Genomic DNA, 16173 nt, shown 5'->3' with positions numbered 1-16173 from the left:
GGGGCAATGCCTGATCAGCGCTTCGGCAGCTTGAAGGCCCAGAAGGAGCCGCCCTGGCTGACCTGTTTGGTCAGTTCGGCCATGTCACCACCCCACAGCGGCACAGCACCGCCGTAGCCGGATGAAATGCCGACGTACTGTTCACCATCCTGTTCCCAGGTGATGGGCACCGACACCACGCCGGAGCCGGTCTGGAACTTCCACAGTTCCTTGCCCGACTTGGCGTCAAAGGCCTTCACATAGCCATCCGAGGTGCCCGTAAACAGCAGTCCGCCTGCGGTGGTCAGCGTGCCGGCCCACAGCGGGAACTGTTCCTTGTGTTCCCAGGCGATCTTGCCGGTCTTCGGGTCGATCGCACGCAGGATGCCGACGTGGTCATCGAACAGTTTCTTGATCCGGAAGCCCTGTCCCAGGTAGGCGGCGCCCGCCTTGTAGGTCACGTTCTCGGTCCAGTAATCCATCGCCCAGTGGTTGGCCGGGATGTAGAACAGCTCGGTGTCCGGGCTGTAGCTCATCGGCATCCAGTTGGTGCCGCCCAGGAAAGGCGGCGACACGAAGATGGATTCGCCCTTGTCTGCGCCAGCCTTCGGCTTGGGCGGGTACTGGCTTTCGACGACATTCGGCAGGCCGGTCTTCGAATCGAAGCCCTTGGCCCAGGTGATGCCGTCAACAAAGGGCCAGGCACCGATCAGTGCGCTCTGCTTCCACGGGTAGCCGGCGCCGGTGGCGAGCTTTTCGCGGTCGGTCACGAAGAAGTAGCCGTTGCGGTCGGCGTGAGCCGAAGCTTTCACCTGCTTGCCGGTTTTCGGGTCCTTGTACTCGAACAGCAGCACCGAGTTGTTGCCGGAGAAGTCCCAGGCGTCGTTCGGGGTGTGCGAGAAGAAGCCCTTCAGTTCGCCGGTGGCGGCGTCGACATAGGCCTGGCCCGAGGTGAACAGGCTGGGCCACTTGGTCGGGCTGTCGCCTTCGGCGGTGCGCTTCCAGGTGTTCCACGGTGCCGGGTTGCCGGTACCGATGACGACCATGTTCTGTTCCACGTCGAACGACGCGGTCTGCCACGGGGCGCCGCCGCCATGGCTCCAGGCCTCGACCTTGCCGGTGGGCGAAGCGGGATCGTTCGGCCAGCTCGGCGCCTTGGCGTCGCCGGTCGGCGTGCTGTCCTTGCCGTTCAGGCGGCCCATGTGGCCCTCGACCATCGGGCGCGCCCAGATTTCCTCGCCGGTATCGACGTCGCGGGCGAACAGATAGCCGACCACGCCGAATTCGTCGCCGGACGAACCGTGCACCAGCATGACGCGGCCGGACTTGGCGTCCTTCACGACGAAGGGGGCGCCGGACATGGTGTAACCCACCTTGTGGTCACCCCACTTCTTCGACCACACGACCTTGCCGGTGTCCTTGTTCAGCGCGACCATGCCGGCGTCCAGCGTGCCGAAGAACACCTTGTCGCCGTAGATGGCGGCACCGCGATTTACCACGTCGCAGCACGGGCGGATGTCGTCCGGCAGGCGGTGTTCATAGGCCCACAGACGCTTGCCGGTCTTGGCGTCCAGTGCATACATGCGCGAGTAGGAACCGGTCACATACACCACGCCGTCGTGCACCAGCGCCTGGCCTTCCTGGCCGCGCTGCTTCTCGCCACCGAAGGAGTAGGACCAGGCCGGGGCCAGGCCGGCGACGGTCTTGCTGTTGATCTGCTTGAGCGGGCTGTGGCGCTGGGCCTTCATGCCCAGGCCGTAGGTCAGCACGTCCTTGCCGGTCTTGTCGTCGTTGACGATGTCGTCCCAGCTCACCGTCTTCGCGGCATAGGCGGGGGCGGTCACCAGCGCGCCGAGGGCAAGTGCCAGCGCCGGGTTCCTGAGGGCAAACGTTTTCATCCTGACTCCTCTTTCAGTGTGGTCTGTCGTGTCGGCACCGGCGCCGCCCGCAGGGAGTGACGGGCATGGGGCGTCGATGCGCAGTGCAGGTTAGGCAGAGCACGGCGAGGTGGATGGTTCAAAGCTCCCGCGAAAGCCGGGACATGCTCCCGTAATTCGCGACTGTTCAACGGCTGGACACCCGGCTGTCGGACTGTGGAACAGTGGACGGTGCCGGATGTGGTCGCGGGCAGCGAGCTGCCCGGTCGCGGCTCTGGTCGATTGGCCTTCGTCTTGCTTGATTGCCCGACGGTTCGGCATGATCCGTCTGCGGTCGTACCCCAATAAAAGACATATGCATCGTTGCTGGAGGAGCTTGTTTTGATGAAGAGATGGTTTGCGGCCCTCGGGCTCGCATGGCTGTGCGCAGCTGCCGTGTCCGCGGCCGACGCCGATCCGCTGAATTCGGTGCGCTGGCCCGATCTGCAGCGCGAATACCTGGGCAATGCCCCGGTCAGCTTTGATCCGCGTATCGAGGTACTGGCGCCCAAGGTGGCCGAGGATTCGATGAATGTGCCGGTCACCGTGCGCATCAAGGGCCTGCCGGACGTAAAAAGGGTGCTGGTGGTGGCCGACTTCAATCCCATCGTGAAGGTGCTGGATTTCCAGCCGCTGATCGCGCAGCCCGGCCTGTCGTTCCGGATCAAGCTGCAGCAGGCCAGCCCGGTGCGCGCGCTGGTGCAGACCGGCGACGGCCGCTGGCTCGCCGGCGGTGCCTGGGTGGACGCCGCAGGCGGCGGCTGTACCGCACCCAGTACCGGCCGCGGTGCACCGGACTGGGCGCAGAAGCTCAATCAGGTGCAGGGCAGGGTGTGGAAGGACGGCCAGAACCAGCGCCTTCGGCTGCGCATCATGCATCCGATGGATACCGGTCTTGCGCCGGGCATTCCGGCCTTCTTCATCGAACAGCTTGCGGTGGTCGATGACAAGGGCGCACCGATGCTGAAGCTCGAAACCTTCGAGCCGCTCAGCGAAAACCCGGTGTTCTCGTTCGACCTGCCCGATCTGGGGCAGGACGCCCTGCGCGTGGTCGGCCGCGACAACAACGGCAACCGCATCGATGCACGGGTGCTGCCATGAGTATCCGGATGAAAACCCCGTCCAGGGCTCGCTTGATACTGGCTCTGTGTGCCGCGGTGACCGCCTTCGCCGCCCAGGGTGATGCCGCCTTCGATTACCGTCTGCAGCCGGTGAAGATCGCGGATGACACCTGGGCACTGATCGGCAGCACCGAGGACATCACCCGCGGCAATGGCGGCAACATCGTGAACACCGCCTTCGTGGTGACGCGCGATGGCGTGGTGGTGATAGACAGCGGTCCGTCACTCCGCTACGGCGAGCAGATGCGCGCCGCCATTGCGCGCGTGACCGGGCAACCGGTGATACGCGTGTTCAACACCCATCACCACCCGGATCACTTCCTCGGCAACCAGGCCTACCGCGGCGTGCCGATCGCCGCGCTGCCGGCTACCCGCGCTGGTGAGCACAGCGATGGTGGTGCCTTTGCCGACAATATGTACCGGATGGCCGGCGACTGGGCGTCCGGTACCGAAGCACAGGTGGCGGACGAAGACGTGCGCCCCGGGCGCTGGAGTGCGGGGGGGCACGAATTCGAGCTGATCGCGCTTGAAGGGCATACCGCCGGTGACCTGGCCATTCTCGACCGCAGCACCGGTACGCTGTTCGCCGGCGATCTGGTCTTCCTCGACCGCGCACCCACCACGCCGCATGCATCGGTACCCCGCTGGCTGGCGACGCTGGATGCGCTGGCCCGGCTGGGCGCGAAGCGTACGCTGCCCGGACACGGTCCGGTGCACGAAGGGCTCGCCGGCATCGATATGACCCGCGACTGGTTGCGCTGGCTTGACCAGACACTGGCGCAGGCCGCTGGCAGCGGCATGGACATGGCCGAAGTGATGCGCATGCCCTTGCCCGCCCGGTTCGAACGCATGCCGCTGGCGCGGAGCGAATTCGAGCGCTCGGTCACCCATCTGTATGCGGCTTATGAACAGCGGGCGATGAACAGCGCTGCACAACCGGTGCTGCAACAAAAATGAACACCTGACCTGTTTCGCATCGCCAAAAGGCGGTGCGAACGGGATTTCTTCCTTGTTTTGGGGTGGCCCGTTTTTTGCGGTCATTCTCCCGCCGAAAAAGGGATTGAATCCCGTCGTGCGAGAGAGAAATTCACCAACGAGGAGGAAGTATGAAAGGCTTGCGTAATTCGACGCTGTCCGGTCTGCTGATCGCGGCGTTTGCCGCGATGGCAGCTCCCCAGGTCATGGCCGGCGTGACCGACCGCGACATCGAGAACGATGCCAAGAGCACCGGCGACGTGCTGTCGTGGGGCATGGGTACCGAAGGTCAGCGTTACAGCCCGCTCGACAAGGTCAATCTGAACACCGTCAAGAACCTGGTTCCGGCCTGGTCCTTCTCGTTTGGCGGTGAAAAGCAGCGCGGTCAGGAATCCCAGCCGCTCGTGGTCAATGGCAAGATGTTCGTGACGGGTTCCTACTCCCGCCTGTTCGCGCTCGATGCCAAGACCGGTGCCAAGCTGTGGCAGTACGAGCACCGTCTGCCGGACGGCATCATGCCCTGCTGCGACGTGGTGAACCGCGGCGCCGCCGTCTATGACAACCTGGTCATCTTCAGCACGCTGGACGCTCAGCTGGTCGCGCTCGACCAGAACACCGGCAAGGTCGTGTGGAAGGAAAAGATCGACGACTATCAGGCTGGTTACTCGAACACCGCTGCTCCGATCATCGCTAAGGGCCTGATCCTGACCGGCGTGTCCGGTGGTGAGTTCGGCATCGTTGGCCGCGTCGAAGCACGTGACGCCAAGACCGGTAAGCTGGTGTGGATCCGCCCGACCGTCGAAGGCCACATGGGCTACAAGTTCGATGCCGCCGGCAACAAGACCGAGAACGGCATCAGCGGCACCACCAACGCCACTTGGCAGGGTGATCTGTGGAAGACCGGCGGCGCAGCCACCTGGCTGGGCGGCTCCTACGACGCCAAGACCGGTCTGGCCTACTTCGGCACCGGCAACCCGGCTCCGTGGAACAGCCACCTGCGTCCTGGCGACAACCTGTTCTCCTGCTCCACCGTTGCAGTGGATGTCGCAACGGGCCAGATCAAGTGGCATTTCCAGGGCACGCCGAACGACGGCTGGGACTATGACGGCGTGAACGAATTCGTCACGTTCGACATGAACGGCAAGCGCATGGGCGGCAAGGCCGACCGTAACGGCTTCTTCTACGTGCTGGATGCCAACACCGGCAAGTTCGAGCGCGGCTTCCCGTTCGTCAAGAAGATCACCTGGGCCAAGGGCCTGGATGCAGCCGGCAAGCCGATCTACGATCCGGCCAATCGCCCGGGCGACCCGTCCAAGGGTGCCGATGGCAAGAAGGGTGAGTCCGTGTTCTCGGCGCCGTCCTTCCTCGGCGGCAAGAACCAGATGCCGATGGCCTACAGCCCGGATACTGGCCTGTTCTACGTGCCGGCCAACGAGTGGGGCATGGAAATCTGGAACGAACCGATCACCTACAAGAAGGGTGCGGCTTACCTGGGTGCCGGTTTCACCATCAAGACCATCGACGACAAGTACATCGGCGCCCTGCGCGCAGTCGATCCGAAGACCGGCAAGATCGTCTGGGAAGTCACCAACAACGCTCCGCTGTGGGGTGGTGTGCTGACGACCAAGGGCGGCCTGGTGTTCTGGGGCACGCCTGAAGGTTTCCTGAAGGCCGCCGACGCGAAGACCGGTAAGGAAGTGTGGTCCTTCCAGACCGGTACCGGCGTCGTGGCGCCCCCGATCACCTGGGAACAGGACGGCGAGCAGTACGTTGGTGTCGCCGCAGGCTGGGGCGGCGCAGTTCCGCTGTGGGGTGGTGATGTGGCCAAGAAGGTCAACTACCTGAACCAGGGCGGTTCGATGTGGGTGTTCAAGCTCCACAAGTAATATGAGTTCGAAGACATATGTTGGCACAGCGCTTGCATATGTCTTCATGCTTCCGGGCCTCGTGCCCGGAAGTGCCTGAACAAGGCAGGCAGGCCGCAACGAACCGGAGAACGTACTGTAGTTCCGGAGCGTGCCTGTCACCGGTGGTGTGATCCACCCCGGTACTGCGGCCGTATCCGTTCCGTTACAGGCAGTTTCGGGGTGGTGTTGTTCTCTTCAGTTAGACATGGCTCTTTGGCCGGCTTACCCAAGCCGGCCATTTTTTTGCCCGTCTTCCGCCTGGGCCGGGATGGATTCCCGGTGCCGTTACAGGTGGAACGAAGCTGTACGAAGTGTTCAGCCTCGTGACGCCCACGCTTGCACCCGAGCCGCTCAGCCTTCTTTCAGCTTGCGGTACAGCGTCGTGCGGCTGATGCCCAGTTCCCGCGCGGTGGCGGCGACATTGCCTTCGTTGCGGGCCAGCGATTCGCGGATCGCGCGCAGCGTGAGGCTGTCCAGATCGCAGGGCGCCTGGCTCTGTATCGGCCGGAACTCCGTTTCGACCGGCCGCAGTGCCGGTGTGCTGCCACCCAGTTCGTCGATGAAATCGTCCGGCAGGTGGCGGGTGTGGATGCAACCGTCGTCGGCCGCCATCACGCCCGCGGTGCGCAGCAGGTTGGCCAGCTGGCGCATATTGCCCGGCCAGGGGTGGCGCTCGAACAGCGAAATCACCTCGTCGTCGATGCGCAGCCCCTGCGGAATCGATTCTTCGCTGGCCAAGATGCGATGGACCAGTGCGCGCAGGTCGCTGCGCTCGCGCAGCGGCGGCAGCATGACGGTCAGGCCGTTCAGGCGGTAGTACAAGTCGGCGCGGAAGCTGCCCTGTGCCACCAGATCGCGCAGCTTGCGGTGGGTGGCGCAGATGATGGACAGGTCTACGGGTGTTGCACGGCCGCTGCCCAGCGGTACCACGGTGCGCTCCTGTAGCACGCGCAGCAGCCGTGCCTGCAGCGCCAGCGGCATATCGCCGATTTCATCGAGGAATAGGGTGCCGCCGTCCGCCTGCATGATGCGGCCGGGGTAGCCCTTGCGTCGTGCGCCGGTGAAGGCGCCTTCTTCGTAGCCGAACAGTTCTGATTCGATCAGCCCGTCCGGAATGGCGGCGCAGTTCACCGCCACGAAAGTCTGGTCGTGACGCGGGCCGTCGTCGTGGATGGCGCGGGCCAGCAGCTCCTTGCCGGTGCCGGTCTCGCCCTGGATCAGTACCGGAATATCCCGGCCCAGCACGCGGCGCACTTTCTCGACCACTGCATCCATCTGTCCGTCGCCGGTGCTCAGGCGATGCAGTCCCTTGTCTTTCGAAATCTGGACGCGCGGACCGGCCGATGGTCCGGATTCCGTACGCTGCACGTCCATGCTGATCACGCGTGCAGGCGGCCGGCTCAGATTGCCGGCCTTGGGGCGGCCGAACAGTGTGCGGCCGCCGAACAGGCGCAGTTCCAGCGTGTCGGTGCCACGCAGCAGCGGGTCGTACAGTGCGCTGAGCGGCTTGTCGAACATCGACGTGAAAGTGTGCGTCAGCAGTTCGGCGTGGCTGCGACCGATCAGGCGGCAGGCGCTGCGGTTGGCCGATAGCACCCGTCCGTCGTGGTCGAACGCGAGCATGGCTTCGAACACCGTGCCTATCAGTTCCTGCTGCACGTGGCAGTTCAGCACGAAGCCTTCCGGAAAGGCCTGGGCGAACATCTGGTTCTCGATGGTCTGCACCGCCAGATTGATCAGTGCCAGGCTGTGGTGCGACGGATTGCGCGAGTCGCCGGTCACGTCCAGCACGCCCAGCATGCGGCTGCACGGATCGAAGATCGGCGCGGCCGAGCAGGTCAGGAAGTGGTTCGCCGAGAAGAAATGCTGCGAGCCGTGCACCGAAACGGGCACCTTTTCCACCAGCGCAGTGCCGATCGCGTTCGTGCCCTTGCTCTCTTCCGACCATTCGACGCCGGGCGACAGCGCGACCTTTGATGCGCGGTCGAGGAAGGCCTGGTCGCCGACCGAGTGGATGATGAAACCCGACGCATTGGTGAGTACGATCATCGAACCGGAGCGCGCGATCTGCGCGTACAGGCCGTTCATGACCGGAGCCGCGTGCTTGAGCAGTGATTCGTTGCGCTCGCGCTCGGTCATCAGCAGGTCGCGCCGCGCGCGTTCGATCTCCTTGGCGCATTTGTCCGCGTCAAGGCCGCGGCTGATGCAGCGACTCCAGGATGTTTCGATCAGCGCGGGCAGAACGCCCGAAGGCACCTCGCCGGCACTGCGCATGATTTCGTGAGCCTGCTCGCTGCGCGAGAGGTCGGCGGGGCTGTATTCCATGTCTCCTCCGAGCCCGTTTCCGGGATGCACGGCCGGTCGTGCCGGCTCTTGCCGTCGATACCTGCCGCGCAGCTCATGCCCGTGCAGCGGGTATCGGGATATAGCCCCTGTTATAACTTGAATCGTCTCGTTACGCTACACCTGTCTCAAAATGGAGTGAGACATGGCACGATTCGTGCAATCGAGCACACCCGCAAGCTGATCTACAGCATGTGAACTTTCTTGGAGGAGTTATGAAAGCAGCAGCCGCAACCCTGAAGACGACCGCTCTGGTCACCGCCCTGATCGCTTTCGGCAGCGTGATGACGCCCAAGGCCGAAGCACACGGCGACGTGGTGCCGCAGGCCGTTGACGTGAGCACGCTGAAGAAGCTGGGCGACGAGTGGGCCAAGCAGAACCCCTACCGCGGCGACAAGGAAGCCGTCCGTGTCGGCAGCTCGGCCTACAATCAGAACTGTGCGCGCTGCCATGGCCTGGAAGCAGTGAGCGGCGGTATCGCGCCGGATCTGCGCATGCTGCCGATCGATGCGGAAACCGACGATTACTTCATCAACACCGTGCGCAAGGGTCGTGTCCGCAACGGTGCTGTGTACATGCCGCCGTTCGAAGCTGCGCTGTCGCAGGAAGCCATGTGGGCCATCCGTGCCTACATCGAAACCCGTCATGAAGACTGAAATCTGCCTGCCGCGTCGCCGCATGCTTCTGGCCGGGGCGGCGCTGGCGATGGCCGGGCTGCCGGCACGGGCCGACGATGACGTGGTGTGGGCGGCGGTCAGGAAGAATGGCGCGTTGCGCGTGGCCTTCTACAAGGATTTCGCGCCGTTCTCGGACGATGGCAAGGGCGCCGACGTGGATATCGCAACCGCCGTCGCGGCCCGCATGGGGCTCAAGATGTCGCCCATGTTCTTCGACGCGGACGAGAACATGGACGACGACCTGCGCAATATGGTCTGGAAGGGCCACTACATGGGCTACGGTCCGGCCGACATGATGATTCATGTGCCGGTCGACCGTGAGTACATGGTCCGCCAGGACAAGGTCGAATTCATTGCGCCCTATCACCGCGAGCGCTATGCGGTGGCCTACGACCGGCGCAGGGTCGACAACCTCGACAGCATGCTGCCGTTCGAGAAGCTGCCGTTCGGCGTGGTGGTCGATACCCTGCCGGATTCACTGATGCTGTCGGCCGATGGTGGCCGTTACCGCGACCAGTTGCGCCATTTCAAGACGCTGGCTGATGCGGTGACGGCGCTGCGCAGCGGCGAAGTGGCCGGTGTGATGGCGCTGCAGGGCGAACTTGAGGCGTCCGTGGCCGGGGACACCAACTTCCCGGTCGGGCAGCCGCCGCTGGCCATGCTCAATTCGCGTCAGTGGCCGGTGGGCATCGCCATCCGCAAGGGCGAGCCGCAACTGGGGCGCGCCATTATGGCGGCAATGAATGCGCTGATCGCCGAAGGCGAGATCAAGCGCATCCTGGCCCGACATCACATCAACTGGCGCACACCGTGAGTGTTCAGGTGTCCATAATTTGGACACCTGAACACCTGTCTCACAAATAAGAACTTTTTGAAGCGTGCAACGCGCGCAGGCGCCGAAATCCGGGCGCTAAAATATGAAGTGTTTTTCATAGCAAGCCAGCGGGTGCGCTGGGCCCGTCCCGCACCCCGGCATCACGCCCAGAACGTGGAGGAGCGAATCACCATGCAAAAGTCCCTGCACATCGATCCCTCGAAGTGCACCAGCTGTCTTCAGTGCGAGATGGCCTGTTCGTTCGAGAACTACGGTGTATTCAACAACTCGCTTTCGCGCATCAAGGTGTTCGACTTCCATCACACCGGCGCCAAGGTGCCCTACACCTGTACCCAGTGCGATGAAGCCTGGTGCATGCATGCCTGTCCGGTCGAGGCGATCAAGCTCGACAAGGACAACGGCGCCAAGGTGGTGTTCGAGGATGTGTGCGTTGGCTGCAAGGTGTGCACCATCGCCTGTCCGTTCGGTACCGTGAATTACGTGGCCGAGACCGGCAAGGTGCAGAAGTGTGATCTGTGCGGTGGCAATCCGGCCTGTGCCGAAGCCTGTCCGACCGGCGCCATCACTTATGTGGACGCCAACTGGACCGGTCTTGACCGCATGCGCCAGTGGGCCGACAAGCTCGGCAACCAGCCCGCCTGATTTTCGGAGGAACACAGACATGGCATGGACCCGCAAAATTCTGCGCGTTAACCTGACCGACCGCACCACGAAGAGCGAACCGCTCAATATGGAGTGGGCGAACGACTACCTCGGTCAGCGTGGTCTCGCGACCAAGTATCTGGTGTCGGAAATCGACCCGAAGGTCGATCCGCTGTCGCCGGACAACAAGATCATCTGGGCGACCGGCCCGCTGACCGGCACCATGGCCTCGACCGGTGGCCGCTATTCGGTGGTGACCAAGGGTCCGCTGACCGGCGCCATCGCCTGTTCGAACTCCGGCGGCTATTTCGGCGCCGAACTGAAGTTCGCAGGCTGGGACATGGTCATCATCGAAGGCCGTGCGTCGAGCCCGGTCTACCTGTCGATCCAGAACGACAAGGTCGAAATCCGTGACGCCTCGCATCTGTGGGGCAAGACCGTGTGGGAAACCGAAGAGACGCTGAAGTCGGAACATCAGGACCCGCAGGTCCGCGTGTCCTGTATCGGCCGTACCGGCGAGGCAGGCGTACTGTACGCCGCCATCGTCAATGACCTTCACCGCGCCGCCGGCCGCTCCGGCGTCGGCGCCGTGGCCGGTTCGAAGAACCTGAAGGCGCTGGTCGTGCGTGGCACCCTGGGTGTCGGCAATCTGGCCAACCCGAAGGAATTCATGAAGGTCACCTTCGAGAAGAAGAAGATCCTCAAGGAAAACGCGGTCACCGGTCAGGGCCTGCCCACCTACGGCACCCAGGTGCTGATGAACGTGATCAACGAGATCGGCGCGATGCCGACCCGCAATCACAAGGACGTGCAGTTCGAAGGCGCGCGCAAGATTTCCGCCGAAGCCATGCATGAGCCGCGCGAATCCGACGGCAAGGCGCAGCTGGTGAACAACCAGGGCTGTTTCGGCTGCACCATCGCCTGCGGTCGCATTTCCAAGATCGACCAGACCCACTACACCGTGGTGAATAGCCCGAAGTACTGGGGCGCGACCGGCGGTCTGGAATACGAAGCGGCGTGGTCGCTGGGCTGTGCCAACGGCGTCGATGACATCGAGGCGCTGCAGTACGCCAACATGCTGTGCAACGAAGACGGTTTCGACCCGATTTCCTTCGGTGCCACCATCGGTGCAGTGATGGAACTGTACGAAATGGGCGTGTTGACCAAGGAAGAGATCGGCATCGAAGCGCCGTTCGGCTCCGCCCGCGCGCTCACCTTCCTGGTTGAACAGACCGCTCGCGGTGAAGGTTTCGGCAAGATCGTGGGTCTCGGTTCCAAGCGTCTGTGCGAGAAGTACGGTCACCCGGAACTGTCTATGTCGGTCAAGGGCCAGGAATTCCCGGCCTATGATGCGCGCGGCGTTCAGGGCATGGGCCTGACCTACGCAACCTCGAACCGTGGCGCCTGCCACCTGCGTTCCTACACCATTTCGTCCGAAGTGCTGGGCATTCCGGTCAAGACCGATCCGCACACCACCGAAGGCAAGCCGGCGCTGGTCAAGGCCTTCCAGGACGCGACCGCAGTGGTCGATTCGTCCGGGCTGTGCGTGTTCACGACCTTCGCCTGGGCGCTGTCGGACATCCAGCCGCAGCTGCAGGCCGCCTGCGAAGGCGACTGGTCGATGGAAAAGCTGGACCTGATGGGCGAGCGCATCTGGAACATGGAGCGTCAGTTCAACAATGCCGCCGGCTTCACTCGCAAGGACGACGATCTGCCGCCGCGCCTGAAGACCGAAGCCGCCAAGGCCGGTCCGGCCAAGGGTCTGGTATCGGGCATCGACAAGATGATTCCCGAGTACTACGAATTGCGCGGCTGGGACAGCGAAGGCCGTCCGACGGCGGAAACGGTTGCCCGCCTGGGCCTGTGACCGACGCCATCGCATGAACACAGCGCGCCCTCCGGGGCGCGCTGCACTTCAAGAGGAACATCATGAAGCACGTCATCATCGGTAACGGCCCGGCTGGCGTGGTCGCCGCCGAAGCCATCCGTCGTGCCGACCGCAACGCCGACATCGTCATGATCGGCGACGAGCCGGAGCCGCCGTATTCGCGCATGGCCATTCCCTACCTGCTGGTCGGCAATATCCAGGAGAAGGGCACCTGGCTGCGCAAGACCGACGGTCATTTCGCGTCGCTGAACATCAGGGAAGTGCTTGGACGCGCAAAGTCGGTCGATACCGCCGGCCGCATCGTTCACATGGAAGACGGCACGTCCTTCCCGTATGACCGCCTGCTCGTCTGCACCGGTTCGCATCCGCTCAAGCTGCCGGTGCCGGGCATCGATTCGCCCAATGTACACACCTGCTGGACGCTGGACGACGCGCGCCACATCGCGGCCAAGGCGAAGAAGGGCGCGCGCGTGCTGCAGATCGGCGCCGGTTTCATCGGCTGCATCATCATGGAAGCGCTGGCTTCGCGCGGCGTGAAGCTGGACATCGTCGAAATGGGCGACCGCATGGTGCCGCGTATGATGACCTCCAAGGCCGGCGGCATGATCGCGCGCTGGGTGAAGCAGAAGGGCGTCAGCGTGCACACCAATGCGCGTGTGACCTCGATTCGCCCGAATGGCGATGAACTGATCGCCACACTGGGTGACGGCACCGAAGTGGTGGCGGATCTGGTGATCGCCTCCGCCGGCGTGAAGCCGAACGTGACCTTCCTCGATGGCAGCGGTGTGGCCTGTTCCACCGGCATCCTGATCGATGAGCGCTGCGCCACCAACATTCCGGACGTCTATGCCGCCGGTGATGTGGCCGAGGCGGTCGATTTCTCGACCGGCGAGCGCCTGGTCAACGCGATCCAGCCGAACGCGGTCGATCAGGGCCGCATCGCGGCGCTGAACATGGTCGGTCGCAGTGCCCGTTCTCAGGGCACCATGGCGATCAACGTGCTCGACACGCTGGGCCTCATTTCGGCCTCCTTCGGTCAGTGGTGGGGCGCGGAAGGCGGCGAATCGGTTGAGCGCATCGACGAGGAGCGCTTCCGCTACATCAGCCTGCAGTTCAAGGATGACGTGCTGGTCGGCGCCACCTCGATCGGCGTGACCGATCACGTCGGCGTGCTGCGCGGCCTGATCCAGACCCGCACCCCGCTGGGCGCCTGGAAGCAGCGGCTGATGCAGGACCCGCTGCGCGTGATGGAGGCCTATCTGTCGATGGCCCAGGCACAGAGCGCTGCACCGCTGGCCGAGGCGCTGCACTGAGGATGCAGGTCACGCTGAAGCTGTACGCCTCGCTGTCCGACTATCTGCCGGACGAGGCGAAGCGCACCAACGAGTGGCCGATGGATGTGCCCGAAGGGACCACGGTAGGCGATATGATTGCGCGCCACCAACTTCCCGAACGGCTTGTCCATCTGGTTCTCGTGAACGGTCATTTCATACCTCCGGGCAGCCGCGCCGCACGTGTGCTCGCTGCCGACGACGTCCTCGCCATCTGGCCGCCGGTGGCGGGCGGATGAGCGCCGCCTTTCCGCTTAAGCCGGAGGAACTCGCCTCCGGCACGGTCGTGCGCGTCATGAGCATCGGGCGCGACGAGTTCTTCCACATGCTGCCGGGTGCGGTCGATCTGCCCATCGTCCATCGCGGCGATGGCGCCAGCGGCCGCGGCTGGAGCCTGTCGGTCGAAGTGCAGCCTGCGCTGCACATTGCACTGCTGAGTCTGCCCCGGCTCAAGGTGTCGCTCGAATTTCCGATCCGCGACGCTGCCCACATGGCCGCCTTCATGGCGCGTTTCGACCGCCATTTCCAGCGCGGCGGCGGCTGAAAGGCCCGCCGCCCCCGCCGGTCAGGGCACGTTTTTTCAGTCCGGGCTGGCCGGGCAGGGGGCTCCCGGGGTAGAATTCGTTGTGGCGGGTCTCCCCGCATCGTGGCGCGGTGAACCTGGTCAGGTCCGGAAGGAAGCAGCCACAGCTGCTCACCACGAGTGCCGGGGGTCAGGCTCGCCACCCCTCCCTTTTTTGCAGTGCGCACCGTCGCTCACTCTGCCGGCGTTCAGATGACTTATCAGGTTCTCGCGCGCAAGTGGCGTCCCCGCAGCTTCGAAACGCTGGTCGGCCAGGATCACGTGGTCCGTGCCCTGAGCCACGCGCTCGAACAGAAGCGGCTTCATCACGCTTACCTGTTCACCGGTACCCGCGGCGTCGGCAAGACCACCATTTCCCGCATCCTGGCCAAGAGCCTGAACTGCGAAACCGGTCTGACCGCCCACCCCTGCGGGCAGTGCGCCGCCTGTACCGAAATCGATGCCGGACGCTTCGTCGACTATGTCGAGATGGATGCCGCCTCCAACCGCAGCGTGGACGACATGGCTGCGCTGCTGGAAAAGGCGGCCTACGCGCCGGCACGCGGCCGGTACAAGGTCTACATGATTGACGAAGTTCACATGCTGACCGGCCACGCCTTCAACGCGATGCTGAAGACGCTTGAAGAGCCGCCGGAGCACGTGAAGTTCATCCTGGCCACCACCGACCCGCAGAAGATTCCGGTCACGGTGCTGAGCCGCTGTCTGCAGTTCAATCTGAAGCAGATGCCGCCGGATGCCATCGTCCGCCACCTGTCCGGCGTGCTGGATGCCGAGGGCGTCGAATACGAGCCGGCCGCGCTGAGGCCGATCGCCAAGGGGGCCGCCGGTTCGATGCGCGATGCGCTTTCGCTGCTCGATCAGGCGATCGCGCACGGTGCCGGCCGGCTGGTCGAGCAGGACGTGCTCGACATGCTGGGCACGGTCGGCGACGAACATCTCTATCTGATCCTCGATGCGCTGCTGGCCGGTGACGGCGCGGCGCTGATGACGCTGACCGCGCAGATGCGTGCCCGCAGCGTCGACTTCGACCAAGCGCTGCGCGAACTGGCGGTGCTGCTGCACCGCGTGGCGGTGGCCCAGATGGTGCCGGATGCCATCACCGACGAACTGGAACAGGCCAGGCTTGCGCCCTACGCGGCGGGCATGGATGCCGAGTCGGTGCAGCTGGCTTACCAGATCGCGGTTCAGGGCTGCAATGATCTGCCGCTGGCGCCGGACGAAGTGACCGGTTTTTCGATGACACTGCTGCGTCTGCTGGCTTTCCGGCCGGTCACGCCGCCCGCACTGTCGGCCGCACCGCGTGGCCAGAGTGCTGCACTGCAGGCGCCGCCCCGCGTGGCCCGCACCAGTGCGGCGGTGCCGCCGCCGGCCGCGGTCGAAGCGCCACGTCAGACCGAATCCGCGCCGCCGCCGGTCGCCGCAAAGCCGGCACCGGTGCCGCCGCCCGTCCCTGAGCCGGTACGCCCAGCTGCGAAAGCCGCGCCGGCAGACGAAGCGCCGCCGCCGTGGGCAGAGGACGAAGAATTCGTTGCGCCGACCGCCGCACCCGAACCGGCACCGATACCTGCCACGGCCGCACCGACGGCAGCGCTGCCGCGCACCAATGAAGACTGGCACGCGCTGGTCGATCAGCTCGACGTGGCCGCCCTCAGCAAGCAGCTCGCCCATCAGTGCGAATGGCGCGCCAGCGAGGGCGGGGTGATACGGTTGCGGCTGTCGCGCGACATGTCGCACCTGATCGCCTCCGGCCAGGACAAGCTGCGCGCTGCACTCCAGACCCGCCTGGGCAGCGCAGTCCGGCTCGAATTCGAGCAGGGCGAGCCGGTCAGCCAGACCGTTGCCCAGCGGCTCGGCGCCGAACAGCGCGCACGTCTGGAACAGGCGTGCGTATCAATGAAGAATGACCCCTTCGTTCAGCAGGTGATCGAGCAGTTCGGCGCCCGCCTGATCGAAGACTCGATCAAACCCGTTTGAGG

At 64.4% G+C, this 16173-nt stretch carries 13 protein-coding genes and 1 other RNA gene; 12 read left to right on the top strand and 2 right to left on the bottom strand.

Going from position 1 to position 16173, the window contains the following annotated elements:
* Positions 1-14: 14 nt before the first annotated feature.
* Complete coding sequence (locus tag METUNV2_RS0111475) at positions 15-1877, bottom strand: methanol/ethanol family PQQ-dependent dehydrogenase (RefSeq protein ID WP_018229620.1); 1863 nt, start codon at positions 1875-1877, stop codon at positions 15-17.
* Between the two features lie 363 nt (positions 1878-2240).
* Between METUNV2_RS0111475 and METUNV2_RS0111470 the strand changes: the two genes are divergently transcribed.
* The 3 genes from METUNV2_RS0111470 (at position 2241) to METUNV2_RS0111460 (ending at position 5877) form a co-directional block, all read left to right on the top strand.
* On the top strand, positions 2241-2996 hold the full coding sequence (locus METUNV2_RS0111470) for a quinoprotein dehydrogenase-associated SoxYZ-like carrier (protein ID WP_018229619.1): 756 nt from the start codon (positions 2241-2243) through the stop codon (positions 2994-2996).
* 8 nt (positions 2997-3004) lie between these two features.
* The gene (locus METUNV2_RS0111465; protein ID WP_036271196.1) at positions 3005-3973 is read left to right on the top strand and encodes a quinoprotein relay system zinc metallohydrolase 1; all 969 of its coding nucleotides are present in this window, start codon (positions 3005-3007) and stop codon (positions 3971-3973) included.
* A gap of 149 nt (positions 3974-4122) precedes the next feature.
* Positions 4123-5877 (top strand): PQQ-dependent methanol/ethanol family dehydrogenase, encoded by a 1755-nt coding sequence (locus METUNV2_RS0111460; RefSeq protein ID WP_018229617.1) that lies wholly within the window; start codon positions 4123-4125, stop codon positions 5875-5877.
* 372 nt (positions 5878-6249) lie between these two features.
* Here METUNV2_RS0111460 and METUNV2_RS0111455 read toward each other — a convergent pair whose 3' ends face one another.
* Positions 6250-8223, bottom strand: a complete 1974-nt coding sequence (locus METUNV2_RS0111455; RefSeq protein WP_018229616.1) for a sigma-54-dependent Fis family transcriptional regulator — start codon at positions 8221-8223, stop codon at positions 6250-6252.
* 233 nt (positions 8224-8456) lie between these two features.
* Here METUNV2_RS0111455 and pedF point away from each other — a divergent pair, with 233 nt between their 5' ends.
* The 9 genes from pedF (at position 8457) to dnaX (ending at position 16171) form a co-directional block, all read left to right on the top strand.
* Positions 8457-8897, top strand: coding sequence for a cytochrome c-550 PedF (pedF, locus tag METUNV2_RS0111450; protein ID WP_018229615.1), 441 nt, complete (start codon positions 8457-8459; stop codon positions 8895-8897).
* The gene (locus METUNV2_RS0111445; protein WP_026188094.1) at positions 8887-9732 is read left to right on the top strand and encodes a substrate-binding periplasmic protein; all 846 of its coding nucleotides are present in this window, start codon (positions 8887-8889) and stop codon (positions 9730-9732) included. Before pedF ends, METUNV2_RS0111445 begins: the two co-directional genes overlap by 11 nt.
* 192 nt (positions 9733-9924) lie before the next feature.
* Positions 9925-10395, top strand: coding sequence for a 4Fe-4S dicluster domain-containing protein (locus METUNV2_RS0111440; RefSeq protein ID WP_018229613.1), 471 nt, complete (start codon positions 9925-9927; stop codon positions 10393-10395).
* Positions 10396-10414: 19 nt separating this feature from the next.
* Positions 10415-12262, top strand: coding sequence for an aldehyde ferredoxin oxidoreductase family protein (locus METUNV2_RS0111435; RefSeq protein ID WP_018229612.1), 1848 nt, complete (start codon positions 10415-10417; stop codon positions 12260-12262).
* A gap of 62 nt (positions 12263-12324) precedes the next feature.
* Entirely contained in the window at positions 12325-13596 is a 1272-nt protein-coding gene (locus METUNV2_RS0111430) for an NAD(P)/FAD-dependent oxidoreductase (RefSeq protein ID WP_018229611.1), read from the top strand.
* A 2-nt stretch (positions 13597-13598) separates the two neighbouring features.
* Positions 13599-13853: a sulfur carrier protein ThiS gene (thiS, locus tag METUNV2_RS0111425; RefSeq protein WP_018229610.1), complete on the top strand. Its 255-nt coding sequence runs from the start codon at positions 13599-13601 to the stop codon at positions 13851-13853.
* Positions 13850-14158 carry a hypothetical protein gene (locus METUNV2_RS0111420; protein WP_018229609.1) on the top strand — a complete coding sequence of 103 codons (309 nt, stop codon included), beginning with the start codon at positions 13850-13852 and terminating at the stop codon, positions 14156-14158. Before thiS ends, METUNV2_RS0111420 begins: the two co-directional genes overlap by 4 nt.
* 84 nt (positions 14159-14242) lie before the next feature.
* An RNA gene (ffs, locus tag METUNV2_RS19635) (signal recognition particle sRNA small type) lies at positions 14243-14341 on the top strand.
* A gap of 48 nt (positions 14342-14389) precedes the next feature.
* Positions 14390-16171 (top strand): DNA polymerase III subunit gamma/tau, encoded by a 1782-nt coding sequence (dnaX, locus tag METUNV2_RS0111415; RefSeq protein ID WP_018229608.1) that lies wholly within the window; start codon positions 14390-14392, stop codon positions 16169-16171.
* Positions 16172-16173 lie beyond the last annotated feature (2 nt).

The sequence above is a fragment of the Methyloversatilis universalis EHg5 genome (genome assembly GCF_000378945.1).
Taxonomy (GTDB): domain Bacteria; phylum Pseudomonadota; class Gammaproteobacteria; order Burkholderiales; family Rhodocyclaceae; genus Methyloversatilis; species Methyloversatilis universalis_A.
This window is presented reverse-complemented; position numbering and strand designations above follow the sequence as displayed.